Raw genomic sequence first — 16,124 nt, forward strand, 5'->3', positions numbered from 1 at the left:
CTTGCGGTGGATCAAACTTGCGGAGCGACGATTTGGGAGCCTCGATGTCCATTGGGACAGGTTCGGCTCCGATAAGCGATCTTTGAGATTGTCATGCGAGGCGCGAGCCTCAGCACACGCTTCACATCCTGGTTTCGCTCGTCAATTGCAATAGCGAAAGGGTTTCATTGGCCATGACCCGCTCGTCGCCCGTCGGAATCACATATGCGGCAAGGCGACTTTGCGCTGAATGGACGACCATCGCGTTTCGCATATTAGCAACTGCCTCCAGCTCAAGCCGGAGCCAGGCAAGATGGCGTGCCGCCATCGCGCGAATTTGCGGTTGATGCTCGCCCATGCCAGCCGTAAAGACAAGCCCGTCGAGACCGCAAAGCGTTGCCTCCATTCGGCGACTTTCCCGGCAATACGAAGCGCGAAGAGTTCGAGGGCCTGCTTTACCTGCGCGCTATCGTCGGTCAACAGGTCGCGCGTATCGGCACTGATACCGGAGACGCCGAGCAGTCCGGAATGGCAATAGACCATGTCCTCGATATCGCGTAGGCTGCGACCCTTGGCTCCCAAGATGTATGGCAAAGCACTGGGATCAAGCACCCCGCAACGGCCATATGCCATCCAGTGTGGAAAATCCCATGCTGCCATCGCGACTTATGACACCATCAAGCGCGCGTAAACTGGCGCCGCTGCCGATATGGGCGACAACGACCTTGCCAGCTGCCAGCCTAGGTGCCGGTTGTCGCAACGCCGGTATGATGAATTGATGAGACAGCCCGTGAAAGGTGTAGCGTGGAACGTGTATCCGATACGGTGACCTACGCCGCGGAGCATCGACAGATCCATATGCCTGCCGAGAAGGTCAGACATTTTCCTCGGTGATCATATGAAGTTCATCGCCCGGCGCCGCCTTCAGCGGCAGATTGAGGCAAGCTGGTCCGTCTGGCAGATGGAAGGTCAAGGGCCGCCTGCGGAAATCAATCACCGCTCGAGCGATATCGATCGCCGTATCGTGACGGACTTCGCACAGGCCGATTTTAACGCTGGACGAGTCCTCATTGAAGGTTATGAGCTGGAAGGTGGTTTCAATATCGATCTTGTTGGAGCTCGCATGCCTGGAAAAGCCTGATTGGCAGTTGCGCGATACCTCGACTGCTCGGTTTGTGATCAAGCAAGCATTGGGGTGGGTTTCATGCGTTTTGCGATGCAATCTGAAGGCCATCGACAAGGCCGCTTGTGCCCCTGATGCGTTCGACGAGGACCTTGATCGCTTGGCGTTGCAGTTCAGAATCAATAGTTCCTGTTAGTGAGACCCGCGCGTTTCGAACCGCGACATTGATCCTGTGGTTATCCAGGCCCAGCTCGCTCTTCAATCGCGTCGCAATAGCCAACCTGAGCGCATCGTCTCCGGAAGCGATGACATCGGGTTTTGTCTCGACAAGCGCGATCAGGAGGTCACGACGGCTCACGAGCCCGATGAGATGGCTCTGGTCAAGAACAAGGACGCGCTTGATGTTGTGGGCGGCCATGAGCTTTGCGACGATTGAAACGGGGGTATCAGGTGAGACCGCGACGAGGTTGGGGGTCATGATGTCGGCGACACGCCATGCCCTATTTTTGATATAGTTGCGGATTCCGCAATCGGCTAAACCTTCCGTAATCGGAGGAACTGAATTGATTTCGCAGCGTCCCAGCAAATCACCCATCCGTGATGACGCCGCAGACATCGCCCCGATCGTCGATCACAGGCAAACCGCTGACGCGATTGTCGATCATCAACCGGATCGCGTGGCCGATACCTGCACTGGCATCAATCGTGATGACCTTCGCTGTCATAACGTCGCGAGCCAACATGGTGAGCACTCCCAATTGAAAACGGGCTGTCCGGATCGAATAGCGATCGCCGGAACGCCACCAAATTCACCAGAAATCTGCGCTTGATCATTGATCGGCGTCAAACTCCGTCGGCAGATGATCAAGCGCCTTCGTAAGCGGTCTTTGAATGGGCTTGTTGATGCCGATCAAAGTACCTGCAAGACAAAATGCCTAGTGTGACGTCATTCAAATCGCTAATCGAGGGCAAAGTCGATGCCATGCAAAACACTATTGTGCGTCACCGCCGCTCGTCACGGTGATCAGGATCTGCAAGCAGCAATCTCGCTGAGCATGATTATGGAAGCTCATCTTGTCCTCCTCGTCGTCGCATTCGGTGCGATGCCTCCCTATAGCGGCTATGCGGGTGAAACCGCGAGTATTTGGTTCGATGAACGCGACCGCGAGGCAACACTGCTCGGCGAGAAGATCGAAACGGCTCGAGCCAAGCTCACTGCTTCTGGCATATCCTATGAAGTTCAGGAGTTTTTCTGCGACTTCCCATGGGCCCCGGATTTGCTCGGGCAACGAGCCATGTATGCCGATATGACAATCATCGGTTCGGAAATGACGGCGGACGAAGATCTCAGAGGATTTGCGATCGACGGCGTGCTGTTCCATTCTCCAACGCCGGCTCTCATCGTGCCGAAGGATTCTTCGCCGGTATGGCCGCCACGCACCGTCATGATTGCCTGGGATGCGGGTCAGGAGGCCGCCGACGCGGTTCATAAGGCACTTGATATCCTAAAGGCAGCCGAGCGCGTGCACGTCGCCATGGTCGACCCAGTCGCCCTGCCTGGCCTGCAGGGTGAGGAACCGGGCGCCGATATTGCCACCTATCTGGCTCGGCAGGGAGTGAACGTGACCGTTGATGTTATCGCAAGCGGAAAGCGATCAGCCGACGAGGCATTACAACGACATGGGGTCGACATCAGCGCGGATCTGATTGTCATGGGAGCCTATGGCCACTCGCGAATGCGGGAAAGAATCTTCGGCGGTGTCACCCGCGCCATGCTGGAGCATGCGAAATTGCCGATATTTCTTGGCCGATAGAGCTGCCGATCCGCAAATCTGTGAGGATGCCATTCACAGGCGGACTGTGAAGACGTATCCAACGCCGCGCACCGATTTGATCAGCTTGGGGTGTTTGGGATCCTCCTCGATCTTCTTCCGTAAGCGCCCGATCTGGGCATCAATCGAGCGGTCGAATGCCTCCAGATTGCGTCCTCGCGTCAAATCCATGAGCCGTTCGCGGCCGAGCACGCGCCCGGCATGGCGGACTAAGGCCGCCAGCATGTCGAATTCACCTGTTGTCAGCTGCATTTCACTACCGTCACCGGCAATGAGCTGGCGGCGATCAAAATTCAGCTGCCAGTCGTCGAAATGAATGATATCCTCCTGCTTGGCTTCCGGCTTCGATGCGGGGACGCGTCGACGGAAGATGGTCTTCATTCGCGCATGTACCTCGCGCAAATGAAAAGGCTTGGCGATATAGTCGTCTGCCCCTATCTCCAGCCCGACGATCCGGTCGACCACATCGTCGCGGCCGGTCAGCATGATGATCGGAACGTCCGATTGCATGCGAATTTCCTTGGCAAGCGTCAAGCCGTCCTCGCCGGTCGGCAGCATGAGATCGAGCAAAATCATGTCGAAGACATCTTGCTTTAGCCGCAGGCGCATTTCGGCACCATCCGAAGCGGTGGTGACCTGATATCCCTCGTCTTCGAAATAGCGTGTCAACATCTGGCAAATTCTTTGATCGTCGTCGACGACGAGAAGATGGTCTTGCCGCCGCTGTTCAGAAATCATTGCACAAACCTCGGAGAAATGTGAGCATGCCCGCAACCAGCACGATATAGTCGCAAAAATATTTATATCATGTGGCATGTTCGCAAGTCACGCGATGGCGTAGCGATATTTTTTCTAAAGGGAAATGGCGAAGCTCTGTCACGTTTCACCAACCCGACGAACCGGAGACTATCAACATCGGCTATTGCGCTCGCATTTTATCGCGATAGACCAGTGAATGACCAACGGCGGTTCTTTCCCAGGAACCATTCAGATGATTAGATTGTGAACGATATGAACGACCAAAGCGTATCTTCAAACACAAGCGAGAGTGGTTTGGACGACATGGCCCGCATCCTGACGGGGGCCTATATTATTGTCCATGGCTTCGACGGCGTCATCAGCCGCTGGAGTGCGGGATGTGAACATCTCTACGGATGGAGCCAGGAAGAGGCGGTCGGTAAAGTGGTGCATGAGCTGTTGCACACTGAAATGCCAATTTCCCTCGAAGCAATCCGTGCGCATGTTGCAGAGCAAGGCATGTGGCAAGGCGAACTCATCCACTACAATAAGAAGGGCGAGCGCATTTTCGTCGTCAGTCGCTGGGTCAAGGTGTCTGTCGGCGATCCTTCAAGACAGGTAGTCGTGCAGACAAACAATGACATCACCGATTTGAAGCGAACTCAGGCCGATCTAGCAACCCGTGAGGCCCACTTGAGATCGATACTGGACACGGTTCCCGAGGCTATGATCGTCATTGATTCGGCTGGAATCATCGCTTCATTCAGTACCGCTGCCGAGCGCCTCTTTGGCTATTCCTCCCCAGAAGTCGTGGGGAAAAATGTCAAGTTGTTGATGCCTTCCCCCGATCGGGAGGCGCATGACAGCTATTTGTCACGCTATCTGAACACCGGTGAGCGCCGCATTATCGGCTATGGGCGCGTTGTCAGTGGCTTGCGCAAGGATGGCTCGATCTTTCCGATGGAACTGTCGGTCGGCGAGGTCGCGATGGACGGCAATCGGATTTTCACGGGCTTCATCCGGGATCTAACAAGCCGACACAAGATCGAGGAAGAATTGCGCCAATCGCAGAAGATGGAGGCGATCGGGCAGTTGACCGGCGGTCTAGCCCACGATTTCAATAATCTTCTGACCGTCATCAGCGGCAATCTTGAAATGCTCGAAGGCAAAATAAGTGATCCCGCGCTCAAAATGCTGGTGGGGGAAGCCCAGGATGCGGCAGACGATGGCGCAAAGCTGACTGGCCAGTTGCTCGCCTTCGGGCGCAGGCAGCCCCTTAATCCGACGGTTCTGGATATCGGCCGGCATCTTTCCGGCTTTTCCGATCTTCTACGCCGCACCCTCGGGGAGACGATCGAGCTGCGAACCATCATCAGCGGTGGGCAAAATCATGCGCTTGTGGATGGACCTCAGTTCCAAAGCGCGCTGCTCAATCTGATTCTCAATGCGCGCGATGCGATGCCCCGGGGAGGGCGCCTTTCCGTCGAGATTTCGAGGGTACGTCTCGACGCGGATTATGCACAGATGTATCCACAGGTGCGGCCGGGCGAATATGTGTTGGTGGCAGTCACCGACACGGGAGCTGGTATGTCCAAGGACGTACTGGAGCGTGCGTTTGAACCGTTTTTCACGACTAAGGGGGTCGGCGCGGGAACCGGATTGGGGCTCAGCATGGTTTACGGTTTTGCCAAGCAGTCGGGTGGTCATGTGCAGCTCTATAGCGAGATCGGACAGGGAACCAGCGTGCGCGTATTTCTGCCAACCGCCAAGTCGCAGAGCGCGCAAGCCGGTTTGAGGGATATTCGCTCAGAGCCTGCAAGGCTGGATGATATTCCGCGTGGTTTTGAGAAGATTCTGGTGGTCGAAGACGACGCTCGTGTTCGCCGTGTGATGGTTGCCAGACTGTTCGATGCCGGCTATCGCGTTGTCGAAGCTGCGGATGGTGAACAAGCTCTCGCACAGCTCGAGGATACGCCGGATATTGCATTGTTGCTTACCGACATCGTCATGCCAGGCGAACTCACTGGTGACGAGTTGGCGCGCCGGGTGCGCATGACTCATCCACAGATCAAGATACTCTTCACGTCCGGTTATGCGGAGCCGATTATCGCAGAAAAGGAGTTGGCTCAGCTGGGGAGTTGGCTGAAGAAACCCTACACCGCGCGCGAGCTTGCCTTGCGCTTGCGCGAGCTTCTTGATTGATTGAAATCGGCTTGGACGAGATAAGATTCTGCCTCGTCCAACGCATGACAGAGATATCCAAAGCAAAGCATCACGTTATTGCCGCCACAGTCAGCGTCGGATGAGATCTGGAGAGGCATCACTGGCAAGGCGAGGCCGTGTTTGGTTCGTTTCAGATTTAGATCATGCCAACGCCGATAAGGGGATCGATATAGACGAGCTGGTCGCAGACGGCGCGCACGCCCGGAGTGTTTTCGGCAGCGATCTTTGCCGCGAGGCGTTCTCGCTCATCGAGTATTCCACCGGAAAGCTCGGCCACCCCGTCTACGACTTTGACATGGATAGAGCCACTCCGCCCCCAGCTCTGTGCAGCCAGTTCTCTTGTGATCGCTGCTTCGATCTCCTGATCTTTCTCCTTCGATGCCTGCGCGGGTGGAAGCTTGTCCAGGAGCGTCTTCAGAAGATCGGATCGAGAAACGATCCCCACCAGCACGCCGCGTGACAGTACGGGAAGACGTTTGACGTGGTGTTTTTCCATGAGATCGACCGCCTCGTCGAGCATTGTTGTCGGCGTGACCGTCACAACATCGCAGCTCATAACCTCCCCAACCGTGCGACCATGGGTCTGGGCGTATTCATCAGCCAGCTTTCCCGGGCTTGTCAGAAAATCGACTAGCCAGGTGCGCTTGCGTTCTGTTCGCAGTTCGGCGCGCCGGACGAAGTCGCCTTCGCTAATGATGCCAACCAGATCGCCGATGTCATCGATGACCGGAAGACCGCTGATATGGTTGTCGAGCATTATCATTGCGGCTTCAGCGACGGGCGTTTCGGGTCGGACCGATATTACAGGCGATGTCATGACCGCGTGGATAAGCATGGTTTTATTCCTCACTCTCTTGACGATGCATGCCGAGGACGTCGGGCATGTCATTGACGGAAGAATATCCGGCCCCGTGGGCCTTACCTTGATCGCGATCAATAGAACGGTGCTGGGGTTTGGTTACGCTTGGAAATATTGTCTGACTTAGCTCTCACGTCTCGTCGTTGCGCGTTCCGCTGTGGCAACCTGACGTGCGCCAATTCGGTCGATAAGCACGGAAGATCTGGCGTGACGTACGATGTAGTCGACGGTCGAGCCAAAGATGTGGTCGAATATATCCGAGGCGTGGGCGGCGACGACGATCAAATCCGCCTCTCTTTCCTCGGCGATCTTCAATAGCGTTCGCGACGCAGACCCGGATCGCACATGAACGAAAGCCGGTATGTCGAGATTATTGCACAGTGTGCTGAGCTTTTCCTCCGCCTCACCGATCACCGAAATTGCCCAGCTGTCGGGACATTTCTGCTCAGCGGGGAAGCGCTCGACGATATGCGCCACCGTCAATTCGCCTTCTGGTGCCAACAACGAGTACGACGTTCGCAGAAGATGTTCGGCGCGTTCACGCGACCCAAGTCCGATTGCGCAGATGATCCGTGCATACATTGCCGCCTCCTTAAAATATGTCGATGCCCGAGCGGCAGATGAATTCCGTCCGCAACCCCCTCGCATGCGCTTCCTTGAGAAGCCGATCGGCACTCATCACGTCAACGACGATATCGCCGGTGAAGCATTGAGCCAGGGGGGACAATAAGGTCTCGCGCATCCATGCCTCAGCGCGAGGAGAAACCGCATTGATCTGCCAACGCACTTCGTCCAGGCGGGTAAGGCGAAAATCGCAATGGTCGCTGTGCATCGGCGCATAACCAGCAGCAGCGAGGAGCGCTTCCTCGTTTCGGTTGGTGACAGGGTTATGGGGCATTCGCTCTCCCTCCGATATGGCACCTTTGTATTCTTCCGAGGTTGCACGACAGGCTGAGACTGCTTGCAATCATGGTCCCAGCGGTCCGGCTGAGCATTGATCGCAATCAAAGAAGCGCGAATTCGCTTGATACCCAGAAGAATGCTGAGCACTGGCCGAAAGGCAGGCAGCCCTCGATCGCACTTCTTGATCCAACGCAATGCCGAATACTGTGGTGACGGCGATGGTAGTCGATATCGGAACGTTTTGAGACCGATGCAAACTGCCGCAACCGCGGATTGCTTGAGGTGGGCGAAAATCGCTTGGCCGGCTGGAGGATAAAGCGCCTATGGCATCTCCTGAAAATACTGGCCAAACCTGGCATATGAAGATCACAAGCGTGTTCTGGTCTCGCCTGAGGGAGCATCCGCTTGCACGCGTCGGACCTGGTTTGATCACCGGAGTTGCCGATGACGACCCGAGCGGAATCGCGACCTATTCGCAAGCGGGGGCGCAATTCGGGCTTAACATGCTGTGGACGATGCCGCTCACCTTCCCCTTGATGGCTGCAATCCAATCCATGTGCGCGCGGATTGGACGGGTGACCGGCAAAGGGCTGGCGGCAAATATCAAGTTGGCCTTTCCACCGTCGATACTTCGAGGCGTCGTAGCGCTTCTACTTGTCGCCAACATTCTGAATATTGGCTCCGACGTCGCCGCCATGGGCGAAGTCGCGGAACTGGTTATCGGCATCAACCGTCATGCCATGACGATCTTCTTTGTGATTGCCACCTTGCTGCTTCAGGTTTTCGTTCCCTATCACCGCTATGTTGTGTTTCTCAAATGGTTGACACTGTCGTTGCTCGCCTATGCCGCAGTCTTGTTTACGATGCATGTTCCCTGGGGCGAGGTTGGCTTGAAGACAATATGGCCCAACCTTTCGTTCAGTTCTGATGCCGCGGCGGTCGTTACGGGAGTTTTCGGTACGACCATCAGCCCATATCTCTTCTTTTGGCAGGCGTCAGAAGAAGTTGAAGATATGGAGCGCAAGTGGGGTGGCGTTGCCCTCAAAAAGGACAGCCCGAGCGCCAATGCGGAACTGCGACGCATTCGCTGGGACACATGGAGTGGAATGTTCTATTCCAATATCACTGCCTACTTCATCATTCTGGCAACGGCCATGACACTCAATGTTGCCGGCATTACCCAGATCAATACGGCCGCCGAGGCCGCCAGCGCACTGAAGCCGCTCGCGGGCGACTTTGCCTTCCTATTGTTTGCCATGGGAATTCTAGGTGTCGGTCTGATCGGTGTGCCGGTCCTGGCAGGTTCGGGGGCCTATGCTCTTTCCGAAGCGATGGGATGGAGAGAAGGGCTTGAACTGAAACCAGCTGACGCGCGCGGTTTCTATAGTGTGATCGCTATCAGCGTGCTTGCCGGGATGATTATCCAATATTCACCCGTCAGTCCCATGAGAGCATTGTTTTGGAGCGCTGTCATCAACGGCGTCGTGGCTGTCCCCCTCATGGCGGTTGTGATCCTTCTTGCCTCCAGCAAATCCGTTATGGGTGATTTGACCGCCCCTAGATCGGTCATAATTCTGGGTTGGATTGCGACTGCCATCATGGGCATGGCAGCCATTTGCATGCTCCTTCCCGGGTAGGCTTTTCCGTGTTCACTTCGTGAAGCAGGACGTGGAAGATCGTCGCCCGGAAAAAGCGCGGCAAATCCCCCTGATTGCCATCAGTGACGGAAAATCGTTCTCTCGGGAAGGCAGACGCTCAATGAAGCGTCTTATTGAAAGTCGAATGGCGATATCCGGCGAAGGTTTCTTCCAGGCAAGCGCGAACTTTTCCGCCGACGATATCGAATGCAGGATTCGACGGTGTCGGATGCCCTCGCTTTGTCAGGGCACAAGCACCGCGGCCCCCTTGATCTTTGCATCGCGTAATTGTCTTTGGGCCTCGTTTGCGTCGTTCAACGCAAAGGGCGAAATTGTGGTGCGCACCGGGATCTTTGCCGCGATCGCCAGAAATTCACCCCAGTCTCTTCGCGTAAGGTTGGCGGCAGACCGCACGACGCGTTCTTCCCACAAGATGTTATAGGGGAAACTTGGAATGTCCGTCATGTGAATGCCGGCGCAGACAACCGTATCACCTTTGGCCGTGGATCTTAGCGTTGCCGGCACGAGTTCGCCCGCGGGTGCAAAGATTAGAGCGGCATTGAGGGGTTCAGGTGGCAGCGTGTCGGAGCACGACACCCAGACTGCGCCAAGTTCGCGGGCGAAGGCCCGTCCCGCGATATCGCCCGGTTTGGTGAATACATAGACCTGCTGCCCACGATAGCGTGCAACCTGAATGGCAATGTGGGCCGCGGCTCCGAAGCCACAGAGGCCGAGCAGAGGTGCGTCTCCCGCAAGTCTCAGAGCTCGGTAGCCGATCAATCCCGCGCAAAGCAATGGTGCTGCCTAGACATCGCTGAATTGGGCAGGAATAGGAAAGCAGATACGTTCATCGGCAATCGTATATTCGGCATAGCCACTGTCTACCTGATAGCCAGTGAAGCGGGCGTTCGAGCAGAGGTCACGTCCGCTCTTGCAGTAGATGCATTTACCACACGTCCAGCCCAGCCAAGGCACTCCGGGGCGGTCACCAACTTTAATGTTTGTTGTTTTCGCTCCCACAGCGGTGACGATACCGACAATTTCATGACTCGAAACCAGGGGAAGCTTTGGATGGGTAAGCTCACCGTCGACGCCATGGAGGTCGGTACGACAGACTCCACAGGCACAGACGCGGATTTGCACTTGATGCCGACTTGGTCACGGAAGTGCTTTCTGCTCATCCAGTCGTAGCATCTTATGTGCGCTGTCCAAAATCATTGCGCGCATGATAACGGTCCCTCAAACGTTCATTATGCTATTCTAGCATGATCTGATGCGGCGTTGCGTCCTATCAAAACAGTTGGGACAGCGTAGAGCTAGAAAATTCAAGAGGGCTTCGGTTCGATGATCGTTGCGCACGCTTCGCTGCCTGATGCGCGATTGTCGCCCTGCAGCGAGAAAAACGCCATCGCTGATTCCTGGCCAATCTGAGCTAGTCGAACGCTATGGTCGCAGGCATCGTTCAGATTGGCCATAAGGCGGTCCACGCTTCCTGTGAGCCAGTCGCTGTAGGCTGTGGTGATCACGACAGGATTGCGTGAATGGAGTATGACATCAGCGGCTTTCATGGCGGCGTCTATTGTTGCTTGTCGGCGCTTCATCCAGGTGGTGGTGATCGTCCACCCTTCTTCAAGGAGCTCGGCATGCTCTTCCGAAAGGATCTTCGTCGGCATTTGCCATGCCTCGACTACGCTCCCTATGATAGAGGCCGGCAATGGCACAGCGCTATTTTCAGTCTTCAGCAGATCAGTCATCTCGGGATCTCCGTTCTTGAACGTATGGTTTATCGTCACGGCCCCTGCGCTACAGCGCTCGCAAACGCTATACCAATAAGGAATGCCGCACTTCGTTAGTATGCAAATACCGGTTGAATTGGGTCGTAGGCGTAGCGCGGAACCTTCATGTCGATCAGACGATGGTTGAGGACGGCTGTCATATTCATAATTCCAGGATGGTGCTGTTGCGCAGACAGATGGCGCGATGGGTCGAAATCACGAGGACGCGGTCGTTCAGTTGCTCGGTAAGGCGAGCGAGGATGCGTTGACCTTGTGCCGCATCAAGGTGCTCGGTTGGTTCATCGAGCAGGACGACAGGCGTATGCGCCAGAAGGGCGCGCGCCAGATTGAGCCGCTGCGCTTCGCCGAGCGAAAGCATATCCTGCCTGATCCAAGCGTCGAGGCCGCCCGCATCCCGCATACGCGTATCGAGTTCCACGGTCGCCAGCGCCCGCCACATCGTCTCGTCGTCGCCTGCAGGGTCGAAAAGATTGCCTCGAACGGTGTCTTCGAGAATGGTCGCATCGTGCAGGACGAGAGTCGTCGTGACGCGCCGCTGCGCCGCCGAGAGGCTTGCTTCCGGTCCATCGAAGATGTCTTCGCCGATCCAGCCCGCGATCTGCTTCAAGAGGCTCGATTTACCGCTGCCGCTGGTGCCGACCAGGATTGTCGGAAATCCGGGTCTCAAACAAAGCGCAATCGGCCTGTTGCCGATCGGGGCGCCCGTCGGAGAAATCCGCTGGAGGAGTTCTTGTCGGAGCTCGACCGGCGTCTTGCCTGCCGAACAGCTCGCCAGGGCTTCCGCATCTCGCTTCCACTTACGGATCTCCATCCAGGCGGCGTCCCGCCGCAGATTGGCGACCAAGATTCGGGATGCTCCGTTCATGGCTTCGCCGAGTGCAAGCCACGCAAATCCGAGCGCAATCGGCAGGAGCATCGTCTCACCGCGTGCGCCTGCGAGCCACGCGGCAACAACGACGCTGAAAGCCGCGATCGGACCGATGAGGGAAGCAAGCGCATCAAATCCCGATTGCAGGCGACGCAAGGCAGATATTTGGCCATCGGCTTCACAAAAGGCGCTCATGGCCAATTGACATTGTTCATTCCACAAGCGTTCGGCCTTTAACGAAACAGCCGAAGCCATGATGGCTCCCAGTCGCTCCGTACCGTCTCGCCGTTGGAGCCGCGCCCGCGACCAGACGACGGCGCCAGTTTCTGTCAGTCTGCGGACAACTATAACGCCGAGCGACAAGGTGATGACGATGGGCAATAGCGACAGTGGCGCGATGATGGCGCAGCCGATGAGAAGCGCCGCAAAGCCCATTGCCAGCGTGAGCAGCGGAAGTCGGGCGCGCAGACATGCATAGTCGACATCGTCAACGTCATCCACATAATCGGCTAGGCGAGCCTCGTCGCCAAGCTGCCAACTGGCGCTGCGCACGGCTGGTGCCGTCGCCATGGCTGCAAAAAGATCCACGCGGCGATGGATCTGATCGCTGAGCGCAGCCTTATGACCGAGGAGGCGTTCGCCATAACGTGCCGCCGTGCGTCCGATGGCGAACAGGCGGATGAACGCCGAAGGAACGTGGAAATTGAAGGTGGCGGCCGAAGCTGTCAATCCTGCCGTCGCCACGGCGCCCAAGAACCAGGCGGAGACTCCACCCAGTAAAATGCCGCATGCTAGAGCGCAACAGCTCAACAGCGTCGCCCGCCGCCACTGTTTCCTGGTTGCAGAGAACGAGGCGCCGATCATGCAGCCACCTCGATATTTTCGTCATTTGAAAGGTCGATTGTGAGCCATGCGCTGCTGGCCAGTTCCTTGTCATGGGTGGCAACGACCACCAGCCGGGAGCGCGCTATCTCAAGAAGCGCATGCCGCACGAGGGCAGATGTCGTTGTGTCGAGCTTGGCCGTTGGCTCGTCGGCGACGACCACTTTTCCCGAAAGAATGGAGCGGGCTACCAAGATGCGAAGCCGCTGGCCGCCTGAAAGGTTGCCACCGCCGCGCGCAAGAGGCGCGCCAAGGCCACCGGGCAGGAGCGCATCGTCAAGCAGAGCAACCGCGCTTGCCGCGTCGAGCAGTCGTGTCGGCGATACGGGTGGGAGCCCCCACAGGATCGCCTCGCCAAGCGTATGCCCCGCTACGAAGCCGTCGGTCGAAACCCACGCGATCTCCCCTGAAATCGACCGGGCAGGACTTGCTGTTGGGTCCAACCCGCAAAGCCGGCGCAGCAAGGTCGACTTGCCGCAACCGCTCGGGCCGACGATGGCAACGAGGCCGTGTTCGGGAAGGGGAGGCAGCGATCGGCTCAGGGTGGAGACGACCACCGCTTCTGGCACCTCGACGTTGAGCAAACGCTCGAGTGCGTTCGCTGCCGCGAGCCCCTCCGCCTTGGCGTGATATTGTTCCGAAAACCGCCTGAAAGGCGCAAAATAATCAGGCGCGATCATCAGGATGAACAGGCTTTGCCAGAGCGCGAGATTGAAAAAACCTGGGATCATCATCAACTTGAGATGTCCAAGGCCGAGAAAGACGGCAAGCAAGGCGATCGATAGCGAGGCGAAAAAGTCGATGATGCCGGCATTGATGAATGCAATGGTGAGGACGCCCATCGTCTCGTGCGCATAGGTCTCAAGCCGGGCGGAGAGTTTTTTCTCCTGCTCGACAAGAGCGTGATTGGCCAGAATCGTCGGCAATGCCCGGATGCGATCCGCAAATTGGCCCGCCAAACGGCCAAAGGCGCGTTCCTGAACCGCCGCGCGGCTGCGGATCGCATCGCCCACCAATGCAAAGAACATGATCATGACCGGCGTCAGACAGATGATCAGGACTGCAGCCTGCCAGGAAACGAGCAAGAGCATAGTTGCAGCCAGCAGCGGACCGACCGCCATCATCCAAGAGGCCATGCGATGGCCGATGACGAGCGATGCCACCGCCTCAGGATAGCGTTGCGTGGCGATAACCAACGTCCCAATGGGCAGTTGGTTCAACTGTCGTGGCGACATGGCGTCAAGTCTTGTTTTTGCTGCATCGCGCAACCCTGCCGCGATTGTGGCCTCCGCTTTCGCCTGGGTCCTGTCGCCGAACAATCCTGCTATGGCTGATGAAGTCAGAAGGCCGACCGCAAGGATTGGCAGCCAGAGATCAACCCTTTGCTCCATCACAAGCCGCCCGGCGATTACGGCGGTGACGGCCGAGAAGCCCAGCCGCAGAACCAAGCGCGTCACCTGAAGCGTAAACACGGTTCGCAGGCTGCCGTTCGCGCCGTGGCGCGCAAGGGCAAGCATGTCGGTCTTGTCGGCGCCCCTGTGGGCGCATTCTGGCTTTGCTGCCGATGCCTTGTCTTTGCTCATTCAGCTCTTTTGACACCGATCGACGCGCACAAGGTTGATCTGTGTCAACTCGGAGAAGGAACGTTGGCGCTAAAAAATGGTGACTAAGAAAGGATCCATTCATGTTCGACCCACTCCTTGTCGACCTATCCCGGCTGCAATTCGCGCTTACGGCGCTGTACCATTTCCTCTTCGTGCCTTTGACGCTCGGCCTCTCCATCATGATCGCTATGATGGAGACTGTCTATGTCATGACGCGGCGGATCATCTGGCGCGACATGACGAAATTCTGGGGCGCTCTCTTCGGCATCAACTTCGCGCTCGGTGTTGCGACCGGCATTACCATGGAGTTCCAGTTCGGTATGAACTGGGCCTATTACTCGCATTATGTCGGTGATGTCTTCGGCGCGCCGCTTGCGATCGAAGGCTTGATGGCTTTCTTTCTCGAAGCGACCTTCGTCGGCCTGTTCTTCTTTGGCTGGGATCGTCTTTCGCCACGCGCCCATATGATCGTGACCTGGCTGATGGCGCTTGGCACGAATTTTTCGGCGCTCTGGATCTTGATTGCCAATGGTTGGATGCAGAATCCGGTGGGATCGGCCTTCAATCCCGACACAATGCGGATGGAAGTAACGGACTTTATGGCGGTCTTGTTCAATCCCGTCGCTCAGGCGAAATTCGTTCATACAGTTTCGGCCGGCTATGTCTGTGGCGCGGTTTTCGTCCTTGGTGTTTCGGCGTGGTATTTGCTGCGAAATCGGCATGTCGCGCTCGCAAAGCGCTCCTTTGTGATTGCCGCAGCTTTCGGCACAGCCTCCTCGCTTTCTGTTATCGTGCTGGGCGACGAGAGCGGCTATGCCTTGACCGATAACCAGAAGATGAAGCTCGCCGCAATCGAAGCCATGTGGGAGACGGAGCGCGCGCCGGCATCCTTCACAGCGTTTGGAATTCCAAGCTTGGTGGACCACAAGACTCTCTATGCAGTCCATGTTCCCTGGGTCATGGGACTGATTGGCACCCGGTCGATAGACAAGGAAATTCCAGGCATTGATCAGTTGGTTGCGAAGGCGGAGGACCGCGTTCGCAATGGCCTGATCGCCTATGATGCGCTTGAAAAGCTGAAGGTGAATTTAGGCGATGCGACTGCACGGACGACTTTCGAGGCAAAGTCCCAGGATCTCGGCTATGCCCTCCTTCTCAAGCAATATGTTGAGGACCCGCGCATGGCGAGTGATCAACAGATCAAGGATGCTGCATGGTCGTCGGTGCCGCAGGTGCCGTGGCTGTTCTTCTCCTTCCGCATCATGGTGGCCTGCGGTTTTGCCCTGCTCGTCCTTTTTGTTACCTCTCTTTGGTACACGATGCGTGAACAAGGCGCTCCGCGTTGGCTGTTCAGCCTGGCGGTGCTTGCAATGCCATTGCCTTGGGTTGCGATCGAGCTGGGATGGTTCGTCGCGGAATTCGGTCGTCAGCCTTGGATCATCGATGGCGTACTGCCGACCTTTCTCGCCACATCGGAGCTCGGCATCTACAATCTCATCCTGAGCATTGCTGGTTTTACCCTGGTTTATAGCGTGCTTGCCGTCATCGAGGTGCGGTTGATGCTGGCCGCGATCCGCAAGGGGCCTGATGCCGCCGTGGTGATGACCGGTCAGCGATCGGCCTCGCCCGAGAAGGTCGAGCCGGTATTGCAGGCGGGCCAATAGCCTATTTTAGAGGGAA

The 16,124-nt window shown here is 56.8% G+C and carries 13 protein-coding genes and 2 pseudogenes; 4 read left to right on the forward strand and 11 right to left on the reverse strand.

From position 1 onward, the window contains the following. Positions 1–121 precede the first annotated feature (121 nt). From HGP16_RS34790 to HGP16_RS28235, 3 genes and pseudogenes are all read right to left on the reverse strand, one after another. Positions 122–1,081 (reverse strand): annotated as a pseudogene (locus HGP16_RS34790) (hypothetical protein). A gap of 100 nt (positions 1,082–1,181) precedes the next feature. Beyond that, complete coding sequence (locus HGP16_RS28230) at positions 1,182–1,697, reverse strand: CBS domain-containing protein (RefSeq protein WP_168843269.1); 516 nt, start codon at positions 1,695–1,697, stop codon at positions 1,182–1,184. After that, positions 1,690–1,845, reverse strand: coding sequence for an HPP family protein (locus tag HGP16_RS28235; protein ID WP_168843270.1), 156 nt, complete (start codon positions 1,843–1,845; stop codon positions 1,690–1,692). The genes HGP16_RS28230 and HGP16_RS28235 overlap by 8 nt, the downstream gene beginning before the upstream one ends. Positions 1,846–2,163: 318 nt before the next feature. Here HGP16_RS28235 and HGP16_RS28240 point away from each other — a divergent pair, with 318 nt between their 5' ends. After that, on the forward strand, positions 2,164–2,916 hold the full coding sequence (locus HGP16_RS28240) for a universal stress protein (protein ID WP_246705617.1): 753 nt from the start codon (positions 2,164–2,166) through the stop codon (positions 2,914–2,916). A gap of 33 nt (positions 2,917–2,949) precedes the next feature. Here HGP16_RS28240 and HGP16_RS28245 read toward each other — a convergent pair whose 3' ends face one another. Further along, on the reverse strand, positions 2,950–3,672 hold the full coding sequence (locus HGP16_RS28245) for a response regulator (protein WP_168843272.1): 723 nt from the start codon (positions 3,670–3,672) through the stop codon (positions 2,950–2,952). Positions 3,673–3,996: 324 nt separating this feature from the next. Between HGP16_RS28245 and HGP16_RS28250 the strand changes: the two genes are divergently transcribed. Beyond that, a complete protein-coding gene (locus HGP16_RS28250; protein WP_246705622.1) occupies positions 3,997–5,874 on the forward strand; it encodes a PAS domain-containing sensor histidine kinase in 1,878 nt (625 codons plus the stop codon). 157 nt (positions 5,875–6,031) lie between these two features. Here the strand turns inward: HGP16_RS28250 and HGP16_RS28255 are convergent, their stop codons facing one another. The 3 genes from HGP16_RS28255 to HGP16_RS28265 all read right to left on the reverse strand — a co-directional run bounded on the left by HGP16_RS28255 (position 6,032) and on the right by HGP16_RS28265 (position 7,652). Beyond that, positions 6,032–6,784 (reverse strand): CBS domain-containing protein, encoded by a 753-nt coding sequence (locus HGP16_RS28255; protein ID WP_312867345.1) that lies wholly within the window; start codon positions 6,782–6,784, stop codon positions 6,032–6,034. 93 nt (positions 6,785–6,877) lie between these two features. Continuing rightward, the gene (locus HGP16_RS28260; protein WP_168843274.1) at positions 6,878–7,336 is read right to left on the reverse strand and encodes a universal stress protein; all 459 of its coding nucleotides are present in this window, start codon (positions 7,334–7,336) and stop codon (positions 6,878–6,880) included. A gap of 10 nt (positions 7,337–7,346) precedes the next feature. Then, the gene (locus HGP16_RS28265; RefSeq protein WP_168843275.1) at positions 7,347–7,652 is read right to left on the reverse strand and encodes a hypothetical protein; all 306 of its coding nucleotides are present in this window, start codon (positions 7,650–7,652) and stop codon (positions 7,347–7,349) included. 328 nt (positions 7,653–7,980) lie between these two features. Here HGP16_RS28265 and HGP16_RS28270 point away from each other — a divergent pair, with 328 nt between their 5' ends. Then, positions 7,981–9,294 (forward strand): NRAMP family divalent metal transporter, encoded by a 1,314-nt coding sequence (locus HGP16_RS28270; protein WP_168843276.1) that lies wholly within the window; start codon positions 7,981–7,983, stop codon positions 9,292–9,294. Between the two features lie 243 nt (positions 9,295–9,537). Here HGP16_RS28270 and HGP16_RS28275 read toward each other — a convergent pair. From HGP16_RS28275 to HGP16_RS28290, 4 genes and pseudogenes are all read right to left on the reverse strand, one after another. Beyond that, positions 9,538–10,521 (reverse strand): annotated as a pseudogene (locus HGP16_RS28275) (zinc-dependent alcohol dehydrogenase family protein). 98 nt (positions 10,522–10,619) lie between these two features. Further along, positions 10,620–11,048, reverse strand: a complete 429-nt coding sequence (locus tag HGP16_RS28280; RefSeq protein ID WP_168843277.1) for a hypothetical protein — start codon at positions 11,046–11,048, stop codon at positions 10,620–10,622. Between the two features lie 184 nt (positions 11,049–11,232). After that, positions 11,233–12,687, reverse strand: a complete 1,455-nt coding sequence (locus HGP16_RS28285) for an ATP-binding cassette domain-containing protein (RefSeq protein WP_168843278.1) — start codon at positions 12,685–12,687, stop codon at positions 11,233–11,235. A gap of 131 nt (positions 12,688–12,818) precedes the next feature. Continuing rightward, positions 12,819–14,423, reverse strand: coding sequence for an ATP-binding cassette domain-containing protein (locus tag HGP16_RS28290; RefSeq protein WP_168843279.1), 1,605 nt, complete (start codon positions 14,421–14,423; stop codon positions 12,819–12,821). Positions 14,424–14,524: 101 nt separating this feature from the next. On the opposite strand from HGP16_RS28290, the gene HGP16_RS28295 reads away from it, so the two are divergent. Further along, positions 14,525–16,108, forward strand: a complete 1,584-nt coding sequence (locus tag HGP16_RS28295) for a cytochrome ubiquinol oxidase subunit I (protein ID WP_168843280.1) — start codon at positions 14,525–14,527, stop codon at positions 16,106–16,108. Positions 16,109–16,124: the final 16 nt, after the last annotated feature.

The organism is Rhizobium sp. P40RR-XXII (assembly GCF_012641405.1).
Lineage (GTDB): Bacteria > Pseudomonadota > Alphaproteobacteria > Rhizobiales > Rhizobiaceae > Rhizobium.

Excerpts from the sequence above, each read along its gene's own strand:
- HGP16_RS28245 (WP_168843272.1), bottom strand. The coding sequence starts at position 3,672 with ATGATTTCTGAACAGCGGCGGCAAGACCATCTTCTCGTCGTCGACGAC.
- HGP16_RS28235 (WP_168843270.1), bottom strand. The coding sequence starts at position 1,845 with ATGTTGGCTCGCGACGTTATGACAGCGAAGGTCATCACGATTGATGCC.
- HGP16_RS28270 (WP_168843276.1), top strand. The coding sequence starts at position 7,981 with ATGGCATCTCCTGAAAATACTGGCCAAACCTGGCATATGAAGATCACA.
- HGP16_RS28255 (WP_312867345.1), bottom strand. The coding sequence starts at position 6,784 with ATGACATGCCCGACGTCCTCGGCATGCATCGTCAAGAGAGTGAGGAAT.
- HGP16_RS28240 (WP_246705617.1), top strand. The coding sequence starts at position 2,164 with ATGGAAGCTCATCTTGTCCTCCTCGTCGTCGCATTCGGTGCGATGCCT.
- HGP16_RS28280 (WP_168843277.1), bottom strand. The coding sequence starts at position 11,048 with ATGACTGATCTGCTGAAGACTGAAAATAGCGCTGTGCCATTGCCGGCC.
- HGP16_RS28250 (WP_246705622.1), top strand. The coding sequence starts at position 3,997 with ATGGCCCGCATCCTGACGGGGGCCTATATTATTGTCCATGGCTTCGAC.
- HGP16_RS28295 (WP_168843280.1), top strand. The coding sequence starts at position 14,525 with ATGTTCGACCCACTCCTTGTCGACCTATCCCGGCTGCAATTCGCGCTT.
- HGP16_RS28260 (WP_168843274.1), bottom strand. The coding sequence starts at position 7,336 with ATGTATGCACGGATCATCTGCGCAATCGGACTTGGGTCGCGTGAACGC.
- HGP16_RS28265 (WP_168843275.1), bottom strand. The coding sequence starts at position 7,652 with ATGCCCCATAACCCTGTCACCAACCGAAACGAGGAAGCGCTCCTCGCT.
- HGP16_RS28290 (WP_168843279.1), bottom strand. The coding sequence starts at position 14,423 with ATGAGCAAAGACAAGGCATCGGCAGCAAAGCCAGAATGCGCCCACAGG.
- HGP16_RS28230 (WP_168843269.1), bottom strand. The coding sequence starts at position 1,697 with ATGGGTGATTTGCTGGGACGCTGCGAAATCAATTCAGTTCCTCCGATT.